The 23,912-nt window shown below is 64.4% G+C and carries 19 protein-coding genes and 2 pseudogenes; 13 read left to right on the top strand and 8 right to left on the bottom strand.

The genetic code is table 11. The annotated features are described in order from the left end of the window. Positions 1-49: 49 nt before the first annotated feature. From BLR51_RS17585 to BLR51_RS17550, 8 genes are read left to right on the top strand one after another with little or no spacing between them, the layout of a single operon-like run. Positions 50-1,189, top strand: a complete 1,140-nt coding sequence (locus tag BLR51_RS17585) for an NAD(P)/FAD-dependent oxidoreductase (RefSeq protein WP_089849428.1) — start codon at positions 50-52, stop codon at positions 1,187-1,189. After that, positions 1,170-1,466: a (2Fe-2S)-binding protein gene (locus BLR51_RS17580; RefSeq protein WP_089849426.1), complete on the top strand. Its 297-nt coding sequence runs from the start codon at positions 1,170-1,172 to the stop codon at positions 1,464-1,466. The genes BLR51_RS17585 and BLR51_RS17580 overlap by 20 nt, the downstream gene beginning before the upstream one ends. After that, positions 1,463-2,848, top strand: a complete 1,386-nt coding sequence (locus BLR51_RS17575) for an FAD/NAD(P)-dependent oxidoreductase (protein WP_089849424.1) — start codon at positions 1,463-1,465, stop codon at positions 2,846-2,848. The genes BLR51_RS17580 and BLR51_RS17575 overlap by 4 nt, the downstream gene beginning before the upstream one ends. Then, the gene (locus tag BLR51_RS17570; RefSeq protein ID WP_089849423.1) at positions 2,845-3,966 is read left to right on the top strand and encodes an NAD(P)/FAD-dependent oxidoreductase; all 1,122 of its coding nucleotides are present in this window, start codon (positions 2,845-2,847) and stop codon (positions 3,964-3,966) included. The genes BLR51_RS17575 and BLR51_RS17570 overlap by 4 nt, the downstream gene beginning before the upstream one ends. Beyond that, on the top strand, positions 3,963-4,901 hold the full coding sequence (locus tag BLR51_RS17565; protein ID WP_089849421.1) for an ABC transporter permease: 939 nt from the start codon (positions 3,963-3,965) through the stop codon (positions 4,899-4,901). Before BLR51_RS17570 ends, BLR51_RS17565 begins: the two co-directional genes overlap by 4 nt. Further along, on the top strand, positions 4,901-5,764 hold the full coding sequence (locus BLR51_RS17560; RefSeq protein ID WP_089849419.1) for an ABC transporter permease: 864 nt from the start codon (positions 4,901-4,903) through the stop codon (positions 5,762-5,764). The genes BLR51_RS17565 and BLR51_RS17560 overlap by 1 nt, the downstream gene beginning before the upstream one ends. Positions 5,765-5,775: 11 nt before the next feature. Next, positions 5,776-7,593 (top strand): ABC transporter ATP-binding protein, encoded by a 1,818-nt coding sequence (locus tag BLR51_RS17555; protein WP_089849417.1) that lies wholly within the window; start codon positions 5,776-5,778, stop codon positions 7,591-7,593. Further along, a complete protein-coding gene (locus BLR51_RS17550; RefSeq protein WP_207543653.1) occupies positions 7,594-8,943 on the top strand; it encodes an MmgE/PrpD family protein in 1,350 nt (449 codons plus the stop codon). Here the strand turns inward: BLR51_RS17550 and BLR51_RS27195 are convergent. Further along, entirely contained in the window at positions 8,922-9,998 is a 1,077-nt protein-coding gene (locus tag BLR51_RS27195) for an NAD/NADP octopine/nopaline dehydrogenase family protein (RefSeq protein WP_110506213.1), read from the bottom strand. The genes BLR51_RS17550 and BLR51_RS27195 overlap by 22 nt on opposite strands. 282 nt (positions 9,999-10,280) lie before the next feature. On the opposite strand from BLR51_RS27195, the gene BLR51_RS17540 reads away from it, so the two are divergent. The 3 genes from BLR51_RS17540 (at position 10,281) to BLR51_RS17530 (ending at position 12,577) form a co-directional block, all read left to right on the top strand. Next, positions 10,281-11,510: a calcium-binding protein gene (locus BLR51_RS17540; RefSeq protein ID WP_089849415.1), complete on the top strand. Its 1,230-nt coding sequence runs from the start codon at positions 10,281-10,283 to the stop codon at positions 11,508-11,510. Positions 11,511-11,536: 26 nt separating this feature from the next. Continuing rightward, positions 11,537-11,833 (top strand): hypothetical protein, encoded by a 297-nt coding sequence (locus tag BLR51_RS17535; protein WP_089849413.1) that lies wholly within the window; start codon positions 11,537-11,539, stop codon positions 11,831-11,833. 318 nt (positions 11,834-12,151) lie between these two features. Then, positions 12,152-12,577, top strand: a complete 426-nt coding sequence (locus BLR51_RS17530; RefSeq protein ID WP_089849411.1) for a bleomycin resistance protein — start codon at positions 12,152-12,154, stop codon at positions 12,575-12,577. 112 nt (positions 12,578-12,689) lie between these two features. Here the strand turns inward: BLR51_RS17530 and BLR51_RS17525 are convergent, their stop codons facing one another. Both BLR51_RS17525 and BLR51_RS17520 read right to left on the bottom strand, forming a co-directional pair. Then, positions 12,690-14,120, bottom strand: coding sequence for a mannose-1-phosphate guanylyltransferase/mannose-6-phosphate isomerase (locus BLR51_RS17525; RefSeq protein ID WP_089849408.1), 1,431 nt, complete (start codon positions 14,118-14,120; stop codon positions 12,690-12,692). Between the two features lie 534 nt (positions 14,121-14,654). Then, positions 14,655-15,791 (bottom strand): annotated as a pseudogene (locus BLR51_RS17520) (IS110 family RNA-guided transposase). 90 nt (positions 15,792-15,881) lie between these two features. On the opposite strand from BLR51_RS17520, the pseudogene BLR51_RS17515 reads away from it, so the two are divergent. After that, positions 15,882-16,013: pseudogene (locus tag BLR51_RS17515) on the top strand (transposase); the annotation flags it as partial. Positions 16,014-16,146: 133 nt separating this feature from the next. On the opposite strand, the gene BLR51_RS17510 reads toward BLR51_RS17515, so the two are convergent. Then, a complete protein-coding gene (locus BLR51_RS17510; RefSeq protein ID WP_089849406.1) occupies positions 16,147-18,465 on the bottom strand; it encodes a GumC family protein in 2,319 nt (772 codons plus the stop codon). Positions 18,466-18,704: 239 nt separating this feature from the next. Between BLR51_RS17510 and BLR51_RS17505 the strand changes: the two genes are divergently transcribed. Next, the gene (locus BLR51_RS17505; RefSeq protein ID WP_131821839.1) at positions 18,705-19,829 is read left to right on the top strand and encodes a hypothetical protein; all 1,125 of its coding nucleotides are present in this window, start codon (positions 18,705-18,707) and stop codon (positions 19,827-19,829) included. Between the two features lie 12 nt (positions 19,830-19,841). On the opposite strand, the gene BLR51_RS17500 is transcribed toward BLR51_RS17505, so the two are convergent. The 4 genes from BLR51_RS17500 to BLR51_RS17485 are packed head-to-tail and all read right to left on the bottom strand — an operon-like array spanning position 19,842 to position 23,879. Further along, positions 19,842-20,777: a glycosyltransferase family 2 protein gene (locus BLR51_RS17500; protein WP_089849402.1), complete on the bottom strand. Its 936-nt coding sequence runs from the start codon at positions 20,775-20,777 to the stop codon at positions 19,842-19,844. Next, complete coding sequence (locus tag BLR51_RS17495; RefSeq protein WP_089849400.1) at positions 20,774-21,334, bottom strand: LbetaH domain-containing protein; 561 nt, start codon at positions 21,332-21,334, stop codon at positions 20,774-20,776. Before BLR51_RS17495 ends, BLR51_RS17500 begins: the two co-directional genes overlap by 4 nt. Continuing rightward, entirely contained in the window at positions 21,331-22,713 is a 1,383-nt protein-coding gene (locus BLR51_RS17490; RefSeq protein WP_131821838.1) for a Coenzyme F420 hydrogenase/dehydrogenase, beta subunit C-terminal domain, read from the bottom strand. The genes BLR51_RS17495 and BLR51_RS17490 overlap by 4 nt, the downstream gene beginning before the upstream one ends. Beyond that, positions 22,710-23,879: a polysaccharide pyruvyl transferase family protein gene (locus tag BLR51_RS17485; RefSeq protein WP_165616865.1), complete on the bottom strand. Its 1,170-nt coding sequence runs from the start codon at positions 23,877-23,879 to the stop codon at positions 22,710-22,712. The genes BLR51_RS17490 and BLR51_RS17485 overlap by 4 nt, the downstream gene beginning before the upstream one ends. Positions 23,880-23,912: the final 33 nt, after the last annotated feature.

The raw sequence follows: 23,912 nt of genomic DNA, 5'->3' as shown, positions 1-23,912 counted from the left end.
GACGATAACTTCGCCCGGTCTAGGCTGGCAACAGATGACAGGAGACGACATGGCGGAATTTGATGCGATCGTGGTCGGGGCGGGCACCGTGGGTGCCGCCATCGGGTATGGCCTCGGGTTGCGCGGTCTGCGGGTTCTCGTGCTGGACGGCGCGGATACCGATTTCCGGGCCGCCCGGGCGAATTTTGGTCTGGTCTGGGCGCAGGGCAAGGGCAGGGGCATGCCCGCCTATCAGGATCTGACCAAGCGCAGCAGCGACATGTGGCCCGCCTTTCTGGAGGGGCTGCGCGACGATGCAGGCGGCGCCCGGATCGACTATGAACGCAAGGGCGGGCTTGCCTTCTGCATGGGCGACGAGGGGCTCGCGCAGCGCAGGGCCCTGATCGACAGGCTGCATGCGGAACATCTTGCCCTGAACCCGGCGGCGGGGGATCCGGATGTGGAGATGCTGGACCGCCACGAGGTGCAGGATCTGCTGCCGGATCTGCGGCTTGGCAACCGCGTCAGCGGCGCGAGCTTCGGCAGGCGCGACGGCCATGTGAACCCGCTCCATCTGCTGTCGGCGCTGCACAGCGCGATCCAGCGGCAGGGCGGCTGCATCAGGGGCAACAGCACGGTGCAGGAGATCCGCGCCGAGGGCGGGGGCTATGCGGTGCGCAGCGGCGCATCGGTCTGGCGGGCCGGGCGGGTCGTCATCGCCGCAGGCATCGCCAGCGGCGCGCTTGGCCGTCAGGTCGGGCTGGAGGTGCCCATCCGCGCGCAGCGCGGGCAGGTTCTGGTCACGCAGCGTCTTGCCCCGGTCCTGCCCTTTCCCTGCAGCGGGCTGCGGCAGACCGCCGAGGGCACGATGATGATCGGGGCGACAAAGGAAGAGGTCGGGCCCGATACCGCCGCGACCACCCGCGCCTCGGCATGGCTGTCGCGCAAGACGATCGAGATCGCCCCGGCGCTGGCCCGGGTGCAGATGGTCCGGCACTGGTCGGGCCTGCGGATCATGACGCCGGACGGCCATCCCGTCTACGCGCAGTCGCGGCAGCATCCGGGCATCTTCAGTGCCAGCTGCCATTCCGGCGTGACGCTCGCCGCGATCCATTCACAGGAACTGGCCGGGCATATCGCCTCCGGCACGCTTCCCGAGTCCTACGATCCCTTCCATCACAGGCGCTTTGATGTTCAGACAGCTCACTGATCCCGGTGTTTCCTCTTTCCATGTCTATATCGACGGGGTGGCGGCCATTGCCCGTCCCGGCGACACCGTCGCGGCGGTCCTGCTGCGCACCGCCCCGCATATCGCCCGGCACACGCCGGTCAAGGAAACGCCGCGGGCGCCGTTCTGCCTGATGGGCGTCTGTTTCGACTGTCTGGCGACGGTGGATGACGAGACCTCGGTGCAGACCTGTCTGGTCGAAGCCCGGCCCGGCATGCGGATCGAGCGTCCCCGAGGCAAGCTGAGGATCACGCTATGACATCCCAACATGACATCCTGATCGTCGGCGCAGGTCCGGCAGGCATGGCGGCGGCGGTGCAGATGGCCGAACTGGGGCTGGCCCCGCTGGTCGTCGACGAACAGGCGCTGCCCGGCGGCCAGATCTGGCGCGCCAGCGAAGCCGCGCGATCCGACAGCCTGCGTGCGGCTCTGGGTCCGGACTATGCCGAGGGGCAGGCGCGTATCGCCCGCTTCCGCGCCTCGGGGGTCGCCTATCTGCCGGGAACCCGGCTCTGGCATCTTGAACCGGGCTTTCAGGTCTTCATGTCGAAGGAGGGGGCGGCCTTTTCGCGAAAATACCGCGCCGTGCTGCTGGCAACCGGCGCGCAGGAACGCCCCGTCGCCATTCCGGGCTGGACCCTGCCCGGGGTGATGACGGTCGGGGCTGCGCAGATCCTGCTGAAAACCTCGGCCCAGATCCCTGACGCGCCGGTCTGGATCGCCGGATCCGGACCGCTGCCGCTGCTCTACATGCGCCAGCTGCTGGCGCTTGGCGGCAGGATCGCGGGCTATCTCGACACGACGCCGCGCGGGCAGGCGGGCCGGGTGCTCCCCCATGCCCTTGCGGCCCTGCGGGGCCGCAGCGACCTGCTCAAGGGGCTGAAATGGATGCGGGCCCTGCAGGCGGAAGGCTTTCCATGGCTGCGCGGCGTGCGCGACCTGCGGGCGCTCGGGCAGGAGCGGGTCGAGTCCATCGCCTACACCACCGCTGACGGCGTGACGCATCAGAAGCCGGCCTCGCTGGTGCTTCTGCACGAAGGCGTCGTGCCGTCGATCCATGCCACGCTGGCGATGAACTGCGACCATGACTGGTCCGACGCGCAGGGATGTTTTGTGCCGCGCACGGATGAGTTCGGCATGACCAGCGTCGAGGGGCTCTATCTTGCGGGCGACGGCGCGGGGATCGCAGGCGCGCTGGCCGCCGAGGCCCGGGGCCGCATCGCCGCCCTTGGCATCGCGCAGCGTCTGGGGGTGGGATCGCCTGATCCGGCGCTGCGCAGCGCGCGCCGGGCGCTGGACCAGCGGACCGCCGCCCGCCCGGTGATCGACGCGCTTTACCCGCCCCCCGAGGCGGAGATCCCGGACGAGACGGTGCTCTGCCGCTGCGAGGAACTGACCGCGGGCGACATCCGGGCCGCGGCCAAGCTGCACCGGGGCGGCCCGAACCAGATCAAGGCCTATACCCGCTGCGGCATGGGCCCCTGTCAGGGGCGGCAATGCGGCTATGGCGTGAACCGGATCCTCTCCGAAGAATACGGCCAGAGCCGGGGAGAGACCGGCTTCTTCCGCATCCGCCCGCCGCTGAAACCGGTCACGCTGGGAGAGCTTGCGGCTCTGGAAGAGGGGCGCGAGGCGCCATGACCAATCCGGATGTCCTTGTCATCGGAGGCGGCCTGCATGGCCTGTCCGCCGCCCTGCATCTGGCCAGAGGCGGGGCGCAGGTCACCGTTCTGGAAGGCGAATTCGTGGGCCGCCACGCCTCCGGCGCCTCGGCTGCCGGGGTGCGCACGCTGGGGCGCAACCCGCTCGAGATGCCGCTTTCGGTCATCGCCATGGAGATGTGGCACCGGATCGCCGATCTGGTGGCGGACGATTGCGGCTTTCACGCCCATGGCCAGCTTCGGGTCGTCGCCAGCGACGCCCAGCTTGAAGCCGAGACGCAGCGCATCTCGCGCCTGACGGCGCAGGGCTATGCCAATGAAACGGTCATCGGGCAGGACCAGCTGCGCCAGCTCGTGCCGGGTCTCAACCACAAATTCATCGGCGCTGCCTATGCCGCCGATGATGGTGCGGCGGACCCGCACCGCACGCTGGTGGCGTTCCGCGCCGCCGCACAGCGGGCGGGTGTCACCATCCTTGAAGGCGCGCCGGTCCGGTCCCTGCAGCACAGCCGCGACGGCTGGACGGTGGAGACAAAGGCGGGCAGGTTCGCGGCACCCCGGGTGGTGAATGCCGCAGGCGCCTGGGGATCCCGCATCGCCGCGATGGCGGGAGAGACGATCCCGCTCTCCGCGAAGGCCTCGATGATGATGGTGACCGAACGGCTGACCCAGACCATCCGCCCGGTGGTCAGCATCGTGGGCCGGTCCCTGTCCTTCAAGCAGTCCTCGCAGGGCACGCTGGTGCTGGGCGGGGGCATTCAGGGGCGCTATGACCTCGACAGCGGGCGCACCGCGCTGGATTTCCACGCGCTGGCCCGGGGGGCGGCGGCGGCGGCGGAGCTGATGCCGTCGGTCGCGGGCACCCGGATCACCCGCTGCTGGTCGGGGATCGAGGGCAAGACGCAGGATCTGCTGCCGGTCATCTGCCCGGGCAAGACCGAGGGGCTGTTCCACATCTTCGGCTTCTCGGGGCACGGATTCCAGCTTGTGCCCGCCGCAGGGGCTGCCATGGCCAAGATGGTGACGACGGGGATCGTGCCAGAGACCCTGCAGCCCTTCACCTCCGACCGTCTGACACTTCAGGGAGCCGCCGCATGACCCAATACATGATCCGGCGCGTCCTTCTGGCGATTCCGACCCTGCTTCTGATGCTGACCGTCGTCTTCGTGCTGGTCAGGCTGGTGCCGGGGGATGCTGCCATCGCCATTCTGGGCGATCAGGCCAGCGCGGAATCTCTGGCGGCGATGCGCAGCCAGCTTGGACTGGATCAGCCGATCCACGTTCAATACATCGATTTTCTGGCCAAGGCGGCCACCGGCGATTTTGGCCGCTCGCTCGCCACCGGCCGCAGCGTGCTGCAGGAGGTGGCGGTCGTGCTGCCCTACACGCTGGAACTGACGGCGGCGGCGCTGGTGATCGGCGCGATCTTCGGCATTCCGCTTGGCACCTATGCCGCCCTGCACCGGAACCTGTGGCCGGATTATTTCAGCCGCGTCCTGTCGCTGATCGGCCTGTCCTTTCCCGCCTTCGTCTCGGGCATCCTGATGCTGCTGGCCTTTGCCGTGCATCTGCGCTGGTTCCCGGTGATCGGCAGCAGCGGCAGCGGGGTCGGCGATCACCTGCGCAGCCTCGCCCTGCCTGCGCTGAATCTGGGCCTGATCATGACAGCCTACATCACCCGGGTCACGCGCTCCTCCATGCTGGGCGTGCTCAACGAGGATTACATCCGCACCGCCCGCGCCAAGGGCGTGCGCCCCGGCGCGCTGATCCGGCGGCATGCGCTGCGCAACGCGCTGATCCCGGTGGTCACCATCGTCGGCCTCTATTTCGGGACGCTGATCGGCAATTCCGTCCTGACCGAGATCGTCTTTTCGCGGCCCGGGCTGGGGCGGCTGATCCTTGGGGCGCTGAACGCCCGTGACTACACCCTGCTGCAGGGCCTGATGGTCGTCTTCGCGACATTCGTGATCTTTGTGAACATGCTGACAGACATCGCCTACGGGCTGGTCGATCCGAGGGTGAAATACAACTGATGTCCATAACCTCCGAAATCCCCGCCCGCCAGAACGCCCTGTGGCTGGCCTTCCGCCGCAACCGGCTGTCCTGGGTCGGGCTGGCGCTGCTGCTGGTCATCGTCTGCGCCGCCGTCTTCGCGCCGCTGCTGGCGCCTTACGATCCGCTGGAGCAGCACATCATCAACCGGCTCCAGCCGCCTTCCGCCGACTTCTGGCTGGGCACGGACACTTACGGGCGGGACGTGCTGTCCCGGCTGATCTATGGCGCGCGCGTGTCGCTGGTCGTGGGCTTTGTCGCGATCCTGATCGCGATGGTGATCGGATCGGCCATCGGCATCCTGTCGGGCTTCATCGGCGGCATCTTCGACCGCGTGGTGATGAGCTTTCTCGATGTCATGCTGTCCTTTCCGACGCTGCTGCTGGGCCTGATGATCGCCGCGATGCTGGGCGCCAGTTTCGAAAATCTGGTGATCGCCATCGCCATCACCGAAATTGCGCCCTTCGCCCGGGTGGCCCGCGCGCCGACCATTGCCCTCAAGCAGCGCGATTTCATCGAGGCGGGCCGCGCGATGGGCTTTTCCACTCCGCGCCTCATGGGCCTGCACATTTTCCCCAACATGGTCTCCGAGGTGGTGGTGATGGGCTCGATGTGGATGGCGAGCGCGATCCGGACCGAAGCCGCGCTCAGCTTCATCGGGCTCGGCGTGCCGCCGCCCACGCCGACATGGGGCAGCATGATCCGCGAGGGCTTCGAGAACATTCTCGACTCGTGGTGGCTGGCGGTCTTTCCGAGCCTCGCGATCCTGATGACGGTGCTTGCGCTCAACATTCTTGGCGACGCCCTGCGCGACGCGATCGATCCCAAAACCCGCGCGGAATGAGAGGACAGCCCATGATCCCCGACAGTTCTCCGATCCTTGACGTGCAGAACCTGCGCACCGAATTCCGCAGCCCCGGCGGCTGGCAGCCCGCCGTCCATGACCTGTCGCTGCAGATCCACGCGAACGAGACGCTAGCCGTCGTGGGGGAATCCGGCTCGGGCAAGTCGGTCACGGCGCTGTCCATCCTGCGGCTCCTGCCGCCGGGGGCGCGGATCGCGCAGGGCAGCATCCGGTTCGACGGCAGGGATCTGACCCGCCTCAACGAGGCGGCGATGGCCGATATCCGGGGCAACAGGATCGCCATGGTGTTTCAGGAACCGATGACCTCGCTCAACCCGACCATGACGGTGGGCGAGCAGATCGCGGAATCGCTGTCGATCCACCGCTCCATGAGCCACACCGCCGCGCGGGCCGAGGCGCTGGCGCTGCTCGAGCGTGTCCGCATTCCCTCGGCCCGGCGGCGGCTGGACGAATTTCCGCACCAGTTCTCGGGCGGGATGCGCCAGCGCGTGATGATCGCCATAGCACTGGCCTGCCGCCCCAAGCTGCTGATCGCCGACGAGCCGACCACGGCGCTGGACGTGACCATTCAGGCGCAGATCCTGCAGCTTATCAAGGAGCTGCAGGACGAGGAAAAGATGGGCGTGCTGTTCATCACCCATGACATGGGCGTGGTCGCCGAAATCGCCGACCGCGCCGTGGTGATGCGGCGGGGCGATGTGGTCGAGGCGGGCACCTGCCGCGACATCTTTGCCAGACCGCAGCATCCCTATACCCGCACGCTGCTTTTTGCCGTGCCGAAACTGGGCGCGATGGGTGGTTCGGACCGCCCGACGCCCTTTCCCGAGATGGACGAGCACGGCACCACGACGACGCCCCCGGTGCCCGAGACGGACACCGTCCGCCGCGAGGAGGAGCCGCTGCTGCAGGTGCGCAACCTGACGACGCGCTTCGACATCCGGGGCGGTCTTTTCCGGGGCATCCGCGGGCGCGTCCATGCGGTGGAAAACGTGTCCTTCGACGTGCGGGCGGGGGAAACGCTGGCCCTTGTCGGGGAAAGCGGCTGCGGGAAATCGACCACGGGCCGGTCCATCCTGCATCTCGAGACGCCCAGCTCGGGCGAGGTGCTGATCGGGGGGCGCTCTCTCTCTTCGCTGAGCAAGTCCAGCCTGCAGGCCGAGCGGTGCCGGATGCAGATGATCTTTCAGGATCCCTATGCCAGCCTTGATCCCCGCCAGACCGTCGGCGCCGCGATTGCGGAACCGATGCTGGTGCATGGGCTGGCGGACCGGCAGACGGCGCGGCGGCGGGTGGCGGCCCTGCTTGAACAGGTAGGGCTGCCCGCCGGGGTGGCGGGGCGCTATCCGCATGAGTTTTCTGGCGGACAGCGCCAGCGCATCTGCATCGCCCGCGCCCTGGGGATGGAGCCGCGGCTGATCGTGGCCGATGAATCCGTCTCGGCGCTGGATGTGTCGATCAAGGCGCAGATCGTGAACCTCCTGCTGGATCTGCAGGCGCGGCTGGGGCTCGCCTATCTGTTCATCAGCCATGACATGGCGGTGGTCGAGCGGGTCAGTCACCGGGTGGCGGTGATGTATCTGGGCGAGGTGGTGGAGATCGGGCCGCGCGCGCAGGTCTTCGGCAATCCGCAGCACCCCTATACGCGCAAGCTGCTCTCGGCGGTGCCGGTGCCCGATCCGGCCCGCCGCCGGGTCCGCGAGCCGCTGGCCAGCGACGAGATCCCGAGCCCGATCCGGCCCGCGGATTACGTGCCCCCGCAGCGGCAGTATCATCAGGCCGGCATCGATCATCTGGTCATGGAGCACTAGATGGACCGCAGGATGCTGACCTCCCTCGCTGCCTATGTCGTGCAGGCGCGGGATATCCCCCTTGCCGGGCAGACCCGCGAGGCGGCGCTGCGCTGCCTGTTTGACCTGATCGTGGCGGCGGCGGCGGGGCATGCGGATCGCGGCCCGCAGGCCGTCCGCCGCGTGGCGGATCTGATGGGGCAGGGCCCGGTGCCGGTCTGGTTCTCGGGCAGGACCGCCTCCGCCCTCGGGGCTGCATGGGCCAACAGCGCGGCGGCCTCGGCGCAGGATCTGGATGATGGCCACCGGCTGGCGCGCGGCCATCCCGGCGCGGTGGTGATCCCCGCCGCGCTTGCCGTCGGGCAGGCCCGGCAGGCCTCGTGGGAGCGGATCCTGTCCGCGATCGCGATCGGATACGAGGTCGGGATCACCATCGCCGCGGCCCGGCGCAGCTATGGCAATACCGGCACATGGGGCGCCTATGCCGCCGCCGCCACGGCAGGGGCGCTGAGCGGCACCTCTGCCGCCGTCCTTGAACATGCGCTGGCGATTGCCGGGGAAACCGCGCCGAACCAGCTTTTTGCCAGCGCGCCGCCGCCGCGCGATCCCGATCCCGAGGGCAGCGACGTGAAGGAGGGGATCCCGTGGTCGGTGGTGACCGGGATTGCCGCGCTGCATCTGGCCGAGGCGGGCCATAGCGGCCCCAGAAACATTCTGGACAGCGCCCGCCATTACGACCTGCAGGGCCCGCTGCGGATCGGGGAGGATCCGCAGATCTGCCGCGTCTATCACAAGCTTTACGCCTGCTGCCGCCATGTTCACGCCCCGCTGGAGGCGCTGCTGGGGCTGAGGGCGGCGCATGACCTGACCGGGGCCGAGGCGATCACGGTCGAGACGACCAGCGGCGCGCTGCGGATCTCGAACCTGACGCGGCCCGCCAACCTGACCGATCTGCAATACAGCATTCCCTACTGCCTTGCGCTTGCCCTGCGGCGGGGGGAGCGGGGGCTGATGCATCTGCGGCAGGACGTCCTGCATGATCCGGCGGTGGAGGCTCTGGCGCAGCGCGTGTCGCTGGTCCTGTCTGCGGATCTTGACGCCCGCTTCCCGCAGGAGACGCTGGCGCGGGTCACGGTCAGCGGGTCCGGGCGCAGGCTCGTCTCGCCGGTCACCTCCCCCCGGGGCGAGGCTTCGGATCCGCTAAGCTGGGAGGATCTGCAGGGGAAGGCCCGCGCGGTCACCGACTCCCTCGGGGCGCCGCTGCTGGGCCGGGCTCTGCAGGATCTGGCGGCGGATCTTGCCGCAGACCGGGTGGCGGGGGTGGACGGGCTGCTCGCCCGCCCGCTGGATCAGATCGCCGCCCAGCCCTGAGTGACGGCGCGGCGCAGGGTCGCTGCCGAGGCGAAGGCCGCGTCGATTTCCGGCAGGATCCGGTTTTCGGCGGCAAAATCCCGGCCATAGAGGGCGGAGAAAATCGTGATCCCGGCCCGGTGCAGCGGCACCTCGACCTGCGCCAGATCGGCCAGCCGCACCGTCGTCAGCAGCCCGTAGGGCACGTCTTCGGTCACATAACGGGTGTCCAGCGATCTGGGCCCGTTCACGCCCTTCCGCGTGGCGGTGATCTGGCGCAGCATCTCGGCCAGCGGCCCGATCTCGATCTTGCCCGGCACGGCATAGGCCTGATGGATGCTGCGGGTCCGGACGCCGAGCGCCTCCGCCACCGCCAGCCGCTCGCGGTCCAGATCCTCGAGGAAACGGGCCACGGCCGGGGTGATATGCGCCTGCTGCGCCCAGTCCTCCGCCAGCTCCATCCGGGTCAGGTTGAAAAGGGCGATCCCGTAATGCACGATCGGATTGAGATTGCCGAGATCGACGCCGAGCATGTCGTCCGACAGGGCGAACCGGTCGCCGAACAGGCTGCGGCACAGCAGAAGCGCCGCCTCGCCCGCCCGGTCGGGAAGGGCCGCCATCTCGACCTTTGGCCGCAGCATGGAGATCGACACCGAGGTGGGTCCGGTCTGCCGCCCCGTCGAGGCGGTGGTGTTCCAGACCACGATCGGGCAGGCAAGACCGCGCGCCGCCAGCAGTTTCGACAGATAGACGGCGGCAAAGGACAGATGCCCGCTGAGGATGAGGGTCTGCCCGTCGCGCAGCACGGGCACGACCCGGCCCATCACCTCGTGATAGCCATAGGCCGGAAGGGCGAAGATGACGGTCCCGGCCTCCGCCAGATCCTTCACCGACCGCGCGACCTCGACAGCGAAGGATCCCTCCAGCGCGGTGCTGGCCTGCAGCGGCGCGCCCGCCGCCAGTTCCGCCCCGCGCCTGCCCGAGGGCGACCAGATCCTCGGCTGATGGCCCCGCTCTGCCAGCACGGCGGCATAGGAATAGGCCACCCCTCCGGCGCCCACGATCGATACCTGCATGACAGCCCCTCCTGATGCGGTTTTTGACCTCAGACCAGAGGTTCGCCCTCTGGGCAAACTCCGTTTGCGCGGGCCGCTATAACCACAGGCTATGACCGGGGCGCCCCTGCCGGAACCGTCCGCAGCGGCAGCAGGGCCAAAGCGGTCCGGAGAGGGCAGGGCTTCTGCCGGGACGCAGGCCTGCTCACGCCCGCTGCGGGGAGGAGGCGCGGGCCCGCTCCTGCTCCGGCACTCGGCAGTTGACGCAAGGGCGCTGTCCCTCCTAACCTTCAGGCCGGGACTGTGGGGGGGCCTGCCGCCCTTTCGCCCGTCCTCGTCTCTCGGCGCGATGCCGCCTTTGCCCCCGGCGAAGCCATGGTGCTGACCGATCTTTCCGCCTCCGCAGGACCCGGCGATGACGCCATTTCCGGCACCTCCGAGGCCGATCTGATCACCGGCGGGGCCGGGAATGACGCGCTTCAGGGGCAGGGCGGCGATGACACGCTGATCGGCGGCGACGGGCTTGATGTGCTGTCGGGCGGCGACGGGTCGGACCTCTATTACCTGATCGGGCCCCACCCCCGGTGGCAGGATGCCATCGTTCTGGAAAGCGCCGGCCATTCCGGCATTGACCATGTCATCACCAATGTCAGCGTGTCCCTGGGCGACACGCATGTGGAAAACGTCTTGATCATCGGGGCGGGCCGCTCTGGCGTGGTTCAGGCCAACAGTCTGGCCAATACGCTGCGCGGCAGCAGGGGGGATGACGGCTTATTCAGCTATGGCGGCAACGACCGCATCGAGGGACGCGAGGGCCATGACCGGCTTGACGGAGGCGCGGGGGACGACACGCTGCTGGGGGGCGCGGGGCAGGATACGCTGTCCGGTGGCCCGGGGACCGATCACCTGTCGGGCGGCGCGGGCGATGACGACTATTACATCGATGATGCCGGCGACCGCATCGTCGAGACGGCGGGGGGCGGCAGAGACAGCGTCCATTCCGCCATCGACATGACCCTCGCCCCGGCATTGGAGGATCTTACCCTGCAGGGCGGCGCCCGTGTCGGGAATGGCAATGGCGGCGCCAACCACATTTCCCCGTATTATTTTAACAACAAGACAGCTCTTCTGCTGCAGGGCAATGGCGGGGATGACACGATCTACGGCGGCACTGCCGATGACACGCTGCGCGGCGGCGCCGGCAACGATCTGCTGCACAGCAATAACGGCAATGACCTGCTGGATGGTGGCACAGGGGCCGATACGCTGCGCGGCGGCCCCGGCAACGACACCTACATTCTGGACGATGAGGGCGATGTCATCGAGGGGGAGGACAGGCGCTTCGGCCAGTCGGACACGGTGATCACCTCGGTTTCGGTGGCCTTTGATGCGGCGCAGGACATCGAGAATATCCGCCTGACCGGCACCGGAGCTATCGATGCCGTGCGGTATGACGGCGGCCTCTACGAGGGCGAGCAGCGCGGCAATTCCGGCGACAACCGGCTGGCTGGGCGCGGGGCAATGACACCCTGACCGGCAATGGCGGGGCGGACAGCTTCGTGTTCAACCTCGTGCCGGGGGACGGCACTCTTGACCATATCACCGATTTCATCTCCGGCACCGACAGGATCGAGCTGCACGCCCGCGCCTTTGCCGGGCTGGAGGTGGGGCCGCTCGCGGCAGGCGCGCTGCAGTTCGGCACCGTGGCGCAGGGCGCGGAGGACCGGCTGATCTATGACCGGGCCAGCGGCAGCCTCTATTTTGACGCCGATGGCACGGGCAGCGCCGACGCGGTCCTGTTCGCCATGCTCGACAGCCGCCCGCTGATCACGGCGGCTGATGTCGAGATCGTGTAGGATCCCGCCCCGCGCCGGGCTTTGCGCAGCACGGGAGACCGCCCCTGCGCCTGCCCCGGACCGGGCATCCCCATAAAAGGCGAATGTCCTCAAATCGTGTTGGGTCGCGTCGCCTCATCAGGCCATGCTGCGGACCGGCCACGAAGAACCTCAACGGCTACATCCGGTGGCTGGAGGTTCGGCTGGCCGGGAGGCGACCGGCGGACGTAATACGAGCCTCATAGGGTAGTCTCACTGCCGTCAAATATCGTGTCCGAGCCGGTTGTCGACAGAGCAGTTTTGTCCCAAAAAGGATCCTCCGTTCCGGGAGGATGAAGGTTGAGCAATACACTGGTCCCGGAGTTTGCCGTCTCTGACTGGCGAAGGTCGAAGTCGTTTTACTGCGACATCCTCGGTTTCGATTGCGCTTATGAGCGCGAGGAGGAAGGCTTCTGTTATCTCCGCCTGGGCGAGGCGGAACTGATGATCGACCAGATCGGACAAGGCCGCACTTTCGAGGCGGGGCATCTTCCCGAAGACTATCCCTTCGGAAAGGGACTGAATGTTCAGATCCGTGTGCCCTCCATAGCGCCGCTCGTCGAAGCCCTTGCACGCAACGCGCACCCTCTTTTCCTTCCCGTCGAGGATAGGTGGTATCGCGTCGGTGCCGAAGAGGGCGGAAACAGGCAGTTTGTCGTGGCCGACCCGGATGGCTACCTGCTCCGGTTCTTTCAGGAACTGGGTTCGCGGCCCGCCCGCAGGTAATCCCCGCTGCGAAGAGGGATCGTCCGAAGCCTGCCAACAGGTTTTTTGGACATCCCATAAAAAAGACCCTGTTCCGGCGAACAGGGTTTTTCCGTCCGTCCGACCGGTGGCGTCAGGTGCGGGCGTAGACATCCTCGTAGCGCACGATGTCATCCTCGCCGACATAGGCGCCGGTCTGAACCTCGATCAGCACCATGGGCACGCGGCCGGGATTTTCCATGCGATGCACGCAGCCCAGAGGCAGATAGACCGACTGGTTTTCCGTCACCAGCGTGACCTTGTCATCCACGGTGACCCGCGCCGTGCCCTCGACCACGATCCAGTGTTCGGAGCGGTGGAAATGGCTCTGCAGCGACAGGGCGGCACCCGGATGGACAAGGATGCGCTTGACCTGAAAGCGGTTGCCGACCACGAGGCTTTCGAACCAGCCCCAGGGGCGGTGATCTTTCGGGAAATGCGTGGCCTGCGCCGCGCCTTTCTTCTTCAGCGCCTCGACCGCCAGCTTCACGTCCTGCGCCCGGCTCATGTCGGCCACCAGCACCGCGTCGTTCATGGCCACGGCCATGACGTTCTTCAGCCCGATGCCCACCACTTCCAGCCGGTCGCTGTCCGAGCGCAGCAGGGTGTTTTCGCAGTCGATGGCGATGGCCCCGTTTGAGGTCACCACCCCCTGCGCATCGGGGCCGCTTTCGCGCCAGACCGCATCCCAGCCGCCCAGATCCGACCATGCGGCGGTGAAGGGCACCACCGACAGGTTCGGCGCCTTTTCCATCACCGCATAGTCGATGGAGATGTCGGGCGCCTCGGACCACGGGCCCGGCGCCAGCCGCAGGAAGCCCAGATCGGGCTTGGCCTCGGCCAGCGCCGCCGTGACCGGCGCCATCAGACCCGCGGCATGGGTCTCGAACGCGGCGAGCAGATCGCGGGCGCGGGTCAGGAAGATGCCCGCATTCCACAGGAAACTGCCCTCGGCCAGCATCTCTGCCGCGCGCGCGGCATCGGGCTTTTCGACAAAGCGCTTGAGCTTGACCGGCGCGCCGGAGGCGTCGGGGGCGCTGGCCAGTTCCAGATAGCCATAGCCGGTCTCGGGCCGGTCGGGGGTGATGCCGAAGGTGACCAGATCGCCCTGCGCCACGGCACCCAGCCCGCGGGCCACGGCGGCGCGGAAGGCCTCCGCATCGGGCACCACATGGTCGGAGGGCGCGATCAGCAGGACCGCCTCGGGGTCGGTGGCCACGGCATGCAGGGCGGCGGCAAGAATGGCCGGGGCGGTGTTGCGGCCTTCCGGCTCGATCAGGATGGCGCCGGGATCAATGCCGATCGCCATCAGCTGTTCGGTGACGATGAAGCGGAAATCGGAATTGGTCAGCACCAGCGGCGCGGCAAAGGCCAGATCGGAAGCGCGCCCCGACAGGCGCTTGGCAGAGGCCTGAAACAGCGTCTCTTCCCCCACCAGCGGCACGAACTGCTTGGGGTAAGACTTGCGCGACAACGGCCAGAGCCGGGTACCGGAGCCGCCACACAAAAGCACGGGGGTGATCATAGGAGTCATCGAAAAAAATCCCGTTCAGAAATTGCTGCGACAGCGATAGCAGGCCTGACGGTTCTCGCAACCGCAGAGCGGCAGATTTCACTCTATGGTTGTGAGAGTGGCGCTGGACTTGGACTGATGCGATGGATGACCCAGACGCTGTACCGGATCGCCAACCAATGGCCAAGCGCCGAGATCGACGCTCTCATACCTTGGAACTACAAGGCATGAACGGCCCCGGCTTCTCGCTCTCATGATCGCTGTCAAGCCTTTGCTCCACGCCCAATAATCCGCCGAAGCCAAGCGCAGTAGGATGTAGATGCGCAAGGGAGGAGACGGAACTGAGACGACGGTTGAGCAAGCTCTCATGCGCAGGTTGGTTATCGCATGACCGTGGTTTCGTCCTGGGACTGCCTCGTTAAGTGACGAGCGTCGACTATGTCGGCTCATAACAGGCCACGAGGGTTCCCCACCGAGTTCTGTCCCCAACCTTGCGCATCAGCATGATCGGAGCGTCTTGTCTTCGCGGCGTCGGGTGCTCGCGTATCAGGCCGGGGCGGCCGTCACCGCTCTGGCGATGGCCCAGATGAAGCCGGCCGCCTCACGTGCGATAGCCGTGATGACGGCGACCCTCACCTTCCCGGCAGCACTAGGTGCCGGTAGCGCCGGCACATTCGCACTTGCCCCTTCCACGCGATGTCACGGACAGACTTGGGCAGCCCTTCGATCCGGTCGTGGAGCTTGCGGCTGACGCGCGCCTGCATCCGATAGCTCCACGCGCCTTTGATCAAGGCGCGTCGCGCGAGGCCACTGCCTGCCTTGGTGATTCCGCCTCGGCGCACGCTGGCGCCGGTGGAGTGCTCTGATGGCGTGAGCCCCAGATAGGCCATCAGCTGCCGCGGATTGTCGAAGCGGTGGAAGTCGCCGACCTCGGCCACAACCGTCACCGCAACGATGAAGGCGACCCCGCGCATTGCTTGCACGGCTTCGCCCACGGGTGCCAGGGAGCAGCTCGGCAGCAGGTCGGCGATCTGCCGGTCAGCTTCTCGACCAGCGCTTCGGCATCGGCCACGGCGTCGACATAATCCTGGAACACGATCTGCTGCGCGGGATGCTGGAAGCGCACTGTCGTCAGCCATCTGCGATAGGCAACCATCCATCCTTTCTTGCCCGGATAGATGCGCCCGTGGCGGAGCAGGATACCCTGCAAATGCTGCCGCGCCTTGCCGAGCACCCGCATCGCCGTCGCTCGAGCCCTAACCAGATCGCGCACCGCCTCATGCGCGGCATCCGGAACCCACACCGCCGTCAGTTCGCAGGACCGGTGCAGTTGCGCCAGCATGACCGCATCGCGGCGGTCGGTCTTCACGCGGTCGCCCGCCTTCACCGGATGAGCAAAGGCGCGACGACCATGCAGTCATGTCCGAGTTCAGTCTGCTGGCGATGAAGATCATAGCCGCAAGGCCCCGCCTCGTAGCAGAAATGGAGCCGTCGCCCGTTGCAACCCAACTTCTCGGCAAGCCTGCGGACGTGATCGGGCCGGTTCGGGATCGTGCCCCAGCGCCTTACCTCGCCGCCGCGATTTCCTTGCGCAACAGCCACCGAGATCGTCGCCTTGTGGACATCCAGCCCGATGAACGTGTATCCTACATGTGGTCTCCCCCCATTCCTGAGGCTCTGCACCGGCCCATCCGGCGCAACCCTCGAACGGAGAATGCCGCGGGAGAGGCCACCGACCCAGTCAGTTCACACAGCGATCATGGGGTCTAAAACCGGCGAAATTGCATCGAGATCATGTTCGGCAGGCTCAAGGACTGGAGGCGCGTGGCGACTCACTATGACCGATGCCCCAGAGTATTCCTTTCAGCCATCGCCCTCGCGGTCGTCGTCATCTACTGGTTATGAATCCTGACCCTAGGTAAAGGAACCTGCGAAGTCGCATACAATAAGATCAGAGGGGGAGCCTCCCCGTCGCGGACGTACACACACCGGCAAGGCCAGCTATGGGTGTTATGACCGTTTGCACCAATCAAGCCCCTTAGTTTTTATGGTAGGGGCTGTTGTAAGTGTCATAATAGCTGTAATATCCATAGCGCCTCATGCCTTTGGGATCAATCATTGACAACACCAGCCCTGCCGGTTGGATGTTGACCGTCTCCAGCTTGCGGAGCGCCTGAATGATTTGTTCACGCGGAGTTTTGTCCCAAGCTACGGAAATCAGGACAGCATCCACGTACTGACCAATCACTAGCGCGTCCGGCACTGCCAGAAGCGGTGGCGTGTCGATGATGATGTAGTCGTACTGCGTCCGTAGTGTTCTCAGAAGCGTGGCGAAGCCTTCGGAGGCGAAAATATCCACCGGATTTGACGTCGTCAAGCCGCCTGTCAGAAGGTCGAGATTGCTACCGTCGTGGCGGGTGATGACTTCTTCCAGAGGACTATCGCCACTCAGCGTCGCGACCAGACCTGACGCATCTCGGGAGGTGCCAAAATACATATGAAAGTTGAGACGGCGCAGATCGCCCTCCATCAATAGGACACGCTTGTCCAAGTTGGCAAGGTTCCGCGCCAAGGTGATCGAATGCGTTGTCTTGCCTTCTCCTGGAACCGCCGACGTGGACATGATCAGCTGTGGGGGGGTATCAATATTATTGAGCATAAGCGAGGTGCGCAGGTTGCGGATTGCCTCTGCTGCGGCTGAGGCTGGCTTATTCTCAAGGTAAGGCAGAAGATCCATACGCTTGCGGATCGGCATCTTCGGGATCTGCCCCAGCACAGAAAGGCCGGTCAGCGTCTCCAGGTCTTCGGCGGTACGTACCCCTCTGCGCTTGAATTGGCGCAACGAAACGATTCCGGCGCCGAACATCAACCCCAGAACTCCCGAGAGCAGCAAGATCCGGGTCCGGCGCGGCGCCACAGGTAATCCGGGTGTAGCTGCCGACAGGACGCGGCTGTCTGCCTGTTGCAAACCTCGTTGAACCGAGGCCTCTTTGAGACGGTTCAAGAAGGTTTCGTAAAGAGAACGGGTCGATTGGAGGTCACGCTCAAGCTGTTGAAAAGCCAAAAGATCATCGGATTGCGTCGCCATTTCCGCCTCGACCTGGACCAGCGAGGGACGCAGCGCTGCGATTTTCTGTTCGGTCCTGAGGATGTCCGTGTCTAGCGAAGAACGGAGCTCCTCGACGCGGTTTTCAAAAAGCTCTAGCGCTTGCGCATCGTTGTCGTTCAAACCAGACAGCAGGCGGTCAAGAAAGGGATCATTCAATTGCAGCGCCAAGTCTTCGGGAGAGATCGAAGCATTGGCTTGGTTCAAAGCTTCACGCTGGGCGACCAACCGTGCGAGATCGGCTTGAGCGTTCTCGAGCTGAGTACGCAGGGAGCGGGCCCTTCGGTTCGCAATCTCCAAAGCATCGGTGTTAACTAGGTCGAGCTGCGCGCGCATGCTTTCGGCCAAGTCCTGCTTCTCTTCCAGCTCAATGCTCAGTTCCGCGACACGGTCAGCAAGCCAAGTGATAGCACGTTCTGTTGCTATGAATTTTTGGTCGATCTGGTCTTGGATGTAAACATCGGCCAGTGCGTTAGCCAGACGCTCCGATTTCGTCGGGTTACCAGTCGTGACCCTGATGTGGTATATGTACGTGTCGCGCAGGTAATCGGTCGTTATCGCGCGTTTTAGCTCATCGACCGTTTCAATCATCATCATACGCCGACGCGCCGCTTCGTCACGCTCCTCACGGATGGGAGAGTCGGAAAACAGGTCTGTTAAAACCGTGCTGATTGTGCGGCGCAGCTGTCCTGCGGAAAATGATTTATCTTGCCTCAGGCGGGTGTTAAACTCGGGGTCTGAGATCAGATCGATTTTTTCTATCAGTTTTTCCAGCAAAGCCCGTGACTTAATGACTTGAAGTTCGGTATTAATTGTCTCCTCGTTGGGGGATACTCCCGAGATCACCTTTTCGATATCAATCAGTTGTTCGTTGCGTGGTTGCAGCGTCAGCGTGGTGATGGAAGCATATTTGGAATCTGCCACGCCGAAGGCGTAATATCCGCCCAAGATTATGAAAATAACTACACTAAACAGCATGATCCACTTATGTCGCCACAAAGTGGACATCAACGAAAGCAGCGTCAGGTCTTCTTGTGTTTGAAGCGCAGTGAAAGATGGCAGTTTGCCCAGGATCGTGGTCTGAGGTGCCTGTGACATACGGGATGGATACTCTATTAATCTGCGCTCAAGGTTGGTCGTTGCACAGGAACGACGCAAGAGCAACGCGTTTTTTATACCCCCTTCAAAAATCGGAAAAAAACTGTGGTAAGTCATCGGCCACGGGGTATCGATAGCCTTAGCGGCGATCATGGCGCCGGCTTGCCGCTATAGGGCATGGAGGTTGCCAAAGCCCGCGCGTTCTGGTCTATGAATATGCTGAGCTACTTGGGTGCCGGGATCATGCCAGTCCGTACTGTTCTTCTCGATTTTCAGCGAGAACCCCAGCGTGGCTTTTGCCCCGGGTTCCGGTGCGGGGGGCCGTGGTGAGCTTGGTGGGTGTGCCAGAAAGCCGGACGGCTACCGTGGGGAGCGATTCTCTCGTTGCGACTATGGCCGGGACGCTGCTGCTTTTCGTGACCTTCACCCAAGGAGGCGGCGGCGGGGCCACTCAGTTCATCATACTCTATTTACCTATTCTGTTTCTGTGTCTGTTCTGTATCGCTCTTGCCGCAGGAGGCACTGAGCCGCTGGCGGCGGACGGGCCCGTGCGTGCCCGGTTCCTGTTTGCACTTGCGCTCGTCCTGCTAGGAGCAATCGCGCTATCTGTGCTGCAGCATATGATCGCTGTCATGGGATTTGCTCTGGCCGTGCTCTGCTTGCCGGTTGGACCCTTCTTGCAGCGTTTGCCTACCTATGCCTATTACGCCGCGATTCTGAATGCCGCGCTGTACCTTGGCGAGGTTCTCCTGGCGGGGCAATTGGGTCTGCCCTTCGATCCTTCGATGTTCAATTATCTTGGCGTCGATCGTGAAGGGGTCATCACGACATGGGGGTTGAATCGCTATGCCGGGCACCACACTGAACCGGGCTCATTTGCGATCAATTTTGCCGGGCTGACCATGCTGTCGCTAATGGGCACGCGCAAGCCGACTTGGTTTCACTGGCTGGCCGTGCTGCTTCTGGCGGGAACGCTGTCGGTGACAGCCATGGTGCTGGCGGTGGTCGTGACAGTGTCCATCTTATTGTCTGATCGCCTGTCTGCCAAGACCGTCTTGATCTTTGTCATTAGCTTGGCTGGCACGGTCTTTCTGATCCTTCAGGTTCTGCCGCTTCTCGGGCTTTTGTCCTTGGACTTCCTGACAGTCCGTTTTGTCGAACGGGGCGGGACAGATGGGAGCCTGTACGTCAAGCAGTTGCTGCTGGAGGACATCGAGACACGCGATGCCATGGCGACCTTGTTCGGCAACCGTAGCGCGCTTTGTGATCACTGCATCTATGCCAAATCCCTAGGCTTCGGCGTCTACATGATCTTCGAGGGGGGCATCGTCGCAGCGTTGGCGCTGGCCGTCTTGGGCGGGACCGCCACCCTGCGACTGGGCCGGCGCGGACTGATGCTTTTCGTGGTCTTCATGATGATGCGGCTGGAGTTCTTCTTTCCTCAAGCCTTGATGCTGTATCTCGTGATCGTGGGGCTACCGGCGGTGGCCTCCGGATCAGGTCGCGCCGGGTCCTGACCAATGTCTCGGTCAGGACCCGGCGCGACCCTTTGCGCCCTCATCCTGCGCGTTGACCGTGATGCCCAGCACCTCGCGGATGGCGCTCACCGCATCCAGTCCGTCCCGCGCCATCGCCGCCTTGACCTCATACAGCTTCATGTCGACCAGATAACGGTACCAGAAGCCCTGCAACACGTGAAAGGCGGTGCCCTGCGCGCCATCCAGAAAACCCAAGCGCAGCAAGTAGCGGTAAAGGAAATAGACAAAGGCTCGTAGACCGCCGGGCAGCCGGGCATAGACATTTTCCTTCAGCCAACGCTTGACGCCAGCTTGCTCGACACCACGCAGATCGGCGATCGTCTCATGCGGCATGAAGCCGTACTCCAGGTTCAGCATATCCACGACTTCGCGACTAGCGTAGGAATTGTGCTTTTGCGTCCACCAGGTAAGCGAGTTATGGTTATCGTCGATCAGTTCTCCTTGGAAGTCCACGGTCGGTCCCTCGACGAGGATGTGTTCGTCCATCCATCGCATTTCGCAGCGGCCGCGGCCTTTGCGGAACAGTCGTAGGACGCGCACTGGAAACACCCCACCCCAAAGAATTGGACGCCGCAGGAAAGTCATGCGGCGCGAGACATAGATACCGTCGATCTTGGGCAAAATCCGTGGCAGCCCCTCGGCTATTTCTCGGGCCAGCGCGGGCTGAACAATCTCATCGGCGTCCAGCCGCATGATCCATTCGGTACTTTCTGGTACGTTGTCTATAGCCCAGTTCAGTTGGGTTGCGTAGTTTGTCCAAGGATTTTCCAATACGATGGCACCTAGTCCGCGCGCGATTTCCACGGTGTTGTCGGTCGAACCGCTATCTACCACAAGTATCTGGTCAGCGATCTCGTGGATTGCGTTAATGGCGCGGGCGATATGGCGTTCCTCGTCCTTAGTCAGGATGATAACAGTCAGGCTCATGGGCGGATCTCGCGTGGTTTCAAGGCGCGGGCAGGATTGCCAGCATAGATCGTCCAAGGTTCAAGGTTGCGGATCGCCAGCCCACGAGCACCCAGTACGGCACCTTCGCGTAGGGTCACACCGGGGCCGACAAAGGCTTCCGCACAGACCCATGCGTGGGTCTCGATAGTGATCGGTGCGTGGATCAACGGTCGGGCCAGCGTGTCCGTGGCATGGCTGGCCGAGCATAGGAATGCCCGTTGACTGACCGTGGCGTAGTCACCGATGGTGATCAGCGCAACGTTGTAGCAATCCACTGCATCTGCAAGGCAGGCATAGTTACCCATCTCCAGGTTGCCCGGCCACCATACCCTGCACGAGGCGTCGACCCGGCAACCTTGGCCGATGGTGGCGCCGAAGAGGCGAAGCAGAAAGATCCGCCACCGCTTGAACAGCGGACCGGGCAGCGTGGCAAAAAATAGCGCTCGTGTTATCTGCCAGAGCGCACGCAGGACTTTGCTCCTGCGGCTCAGGGAGTCGATATAGAGGCGTGAAGGGGGCTTGGTCTGTTCGGTCACGAACGCCTCCGTGAGAACAGCGCCCGCAGCCGCACCGAGATGATGCGCGTGGAGGCCGCGAGGAGTTCGAGTCGGCGCAAGTTCTTGAAAATTGGGGCCATTTCACGATCATAAAGGGTGATGCTCCCCTCATCGAGCGCCTTGCGAAAGGCCCCACGCGACTGTTGAGCGATTTCTTCGCGCCGGTTGTAGATCCGGGCGCGCAGCAGTCCCGGGAGGGTCATGTCCGGCAGATCGCGTTTTTTTGGCACCCAGTGCCCACGCGCCGCGCGCCGCGCGAGCCGGTGTGCTAGCCCTTCGCGACGCTGTCGAAATCCGCCAGCCTGGGCATCGGCCGCCTCTTTGGCGGTCATAGGTTCGATAATGACGCGACCCTCTTCGCTGGCGGCTTGCACCAGCGCAGTCAGCTCAGGGTGCCGCGAGATGACCATGTTCTTGCCGCGCCAATCAAAGGAATACCGCGGCAACCACGCGTCTCCTATGGTCAAATCCGCGGTCTCGGCCACCACGTCGTCACAATAGTTGCAGGCATCGGGCATCATGGCGCCAAGGTTGAACTTTCCCCCGGTCAGCGGCGCGGAGTCATGCACCTCAGGGGCGGGCGCCCCGCGTTTATGAAGGCCGAAGTAGTAGGCCTTAGCGGGCACGTTCTCGGATTTTACACGGAAGGTAATGCTGTCGATATCTTTAGGGGCGATGCCTGCCGCCCAGCCCAGCGACAGGGCCCAATGCACGCTTTTCAGATGCCCACAGACTAGTCCCATGGTGAATAGGATCCGGTCTGACAGATCCGGATCCAAGGCCTGCGCGCGTCGTACGGCCTTGACCATGCAGGGTATTCCGATGAACAGATAGCGGCCCGGGATGCACTTGACCTCCTCCAGCACCTCCGAGATCTCGACCACATGGTAATGTGAGTGCGCCGCTTGGGTGACCTCTTCGACGCTACGGCTGATGCCGTAACGAAAGAACGGATCCTCAGCGCCGTCACGGGGGACCGGTCTGGCATGAATTACCCCGTCGATCATCCCCTTGCGCAGCAGTTCAGTGGCCATCCACGACCCAAGCCCACCCGAACTGCCGTCCCGGCGAAATGTACCCTCTTCGGCATGGGCGGCAAAGACCCTGTCGTATTTGCCGATCTTGTGGTCCCGTTGCGGGGTTTCGGGCAGAAATCGGTCGGCCAGCGCGTCTTCGTCTAAGTCGGGCACCAGAAGCGGGCAGGCCGCGTCCAGATCATCCCGATCTGCCCCTGCGCCCAGTTCCGGTCGATAGAACCCGTGTGCGTCCAGCACCATCCGTCCGCCAGTGGCGAAGGCGCAACCGCCACAACCGACACAGAGCCCGGAAGTCACGACCTGTTCGATTGCCTGTGTCACCCTGCTGTCTCCCTATTGTGCGGCTGTTGCGCTGCGGCGATTTCCGCATCTAAATAGGCTTCGGCCTCGCTGCGCACCACCGCAAGCCGGGCGTTGGTGGCCTCCCAGTCGATAGGTGTTTGCACCAAGTCACAGATACGGGAAGGATCGTCGCTGGTGACCGCCCGATGCTCAAGCCCCGCGACCTCAAGCAGATTTTGCACCCGGGCATTCAGGCTGGCGCGTTTGCCCGGCAAGCCCACGGCGATGAAAGGGCGGTTGAGCACCACGCTCAGCGCCACCCCGTGGAAGGAGTTGGACACCACCACACGCGCCCGCGCCAAGTTCTGCAGCCATTCCACCGGCCCAGGTACGATGCCTTCGCCGATGTCGCCCCAGCGCTGATGGGTGGTGCGCGGGGCCCGCAAAGCTCCTCCGGTCAACCGTGCCGTTTCCACAGCCACGTCGCGGATCACCTCGTCGGTGCGCAGGGCGTAACAGAAGACGCTGTCGTCTGGGGTGATACTGTCGCCCAGCAATTCATCGAAACAGCCCAAAAGGATCGTCGGGTCCGGCACCACCAAGGCCCGATCCCGCGGCACACCTGCCCGCTCCAGAATATCAACGCCCGAGCCTTCACGCACGGACAGCCCGTCCAACCCCAAGGCCATGCGGCGCACGTCCTCGTTGTAGCGCGGTTCGATCTCGGTCCGGCCGAAGCTGGGCGCAAAGGAGACCTTGCGGGCGTGATCGGCCCCCGCGATATCAAGGAAATAGACCGGATCCAGCCCGCGCTGGATCGAGGGATTCCAGATCTGGTCCGAGCCACAGAACAGCATGTCATATTGCATCATTTCCGGCGCCAGATCCTGTGCCCGTTTCAGTCGCGGGCCGGTGACGCCCAGAACATCGCTTCGGAACGCTTCGAACCGGGCGTGCTGCGCGCGGTCACCAAAGATCCTGCGCCGCAGATGAGCCTGTTTCATGTATAGGATAGTTGCGTTCTTGCGCCACAGCGACAGCTTCCAAGGGCGGTCCAGAGGACCGCCCTCTTCGACATACGTTGGGTGGTAGTTGACGAACTCTGCGTCGATCCCGCGACCGCGCAGCCACTGCCGTAGCCCGTAGGCCTGGTAGAGCGCGCCGTAGTTGTCGCTGAAGTGATAAGTGAACAGGCCTGCTTTCATGGGATCACATCGGCTCACAATAGGTGCCCTCAT

It is taken from the genome of Salipiger marinus, assembly GCF_900100085.1.
In the GTDB taxonomy this organism is placed as follows: domain Bacteria; phylum Pseudomonadota; class Alphaproteobacteria; order Rhodobacterales; family Rhodobacteraceae; genus Salipiger; species Salipiger marinus.
This window is presented reverse-complemented; position numbering and strand designations above follow the sequence as displayed.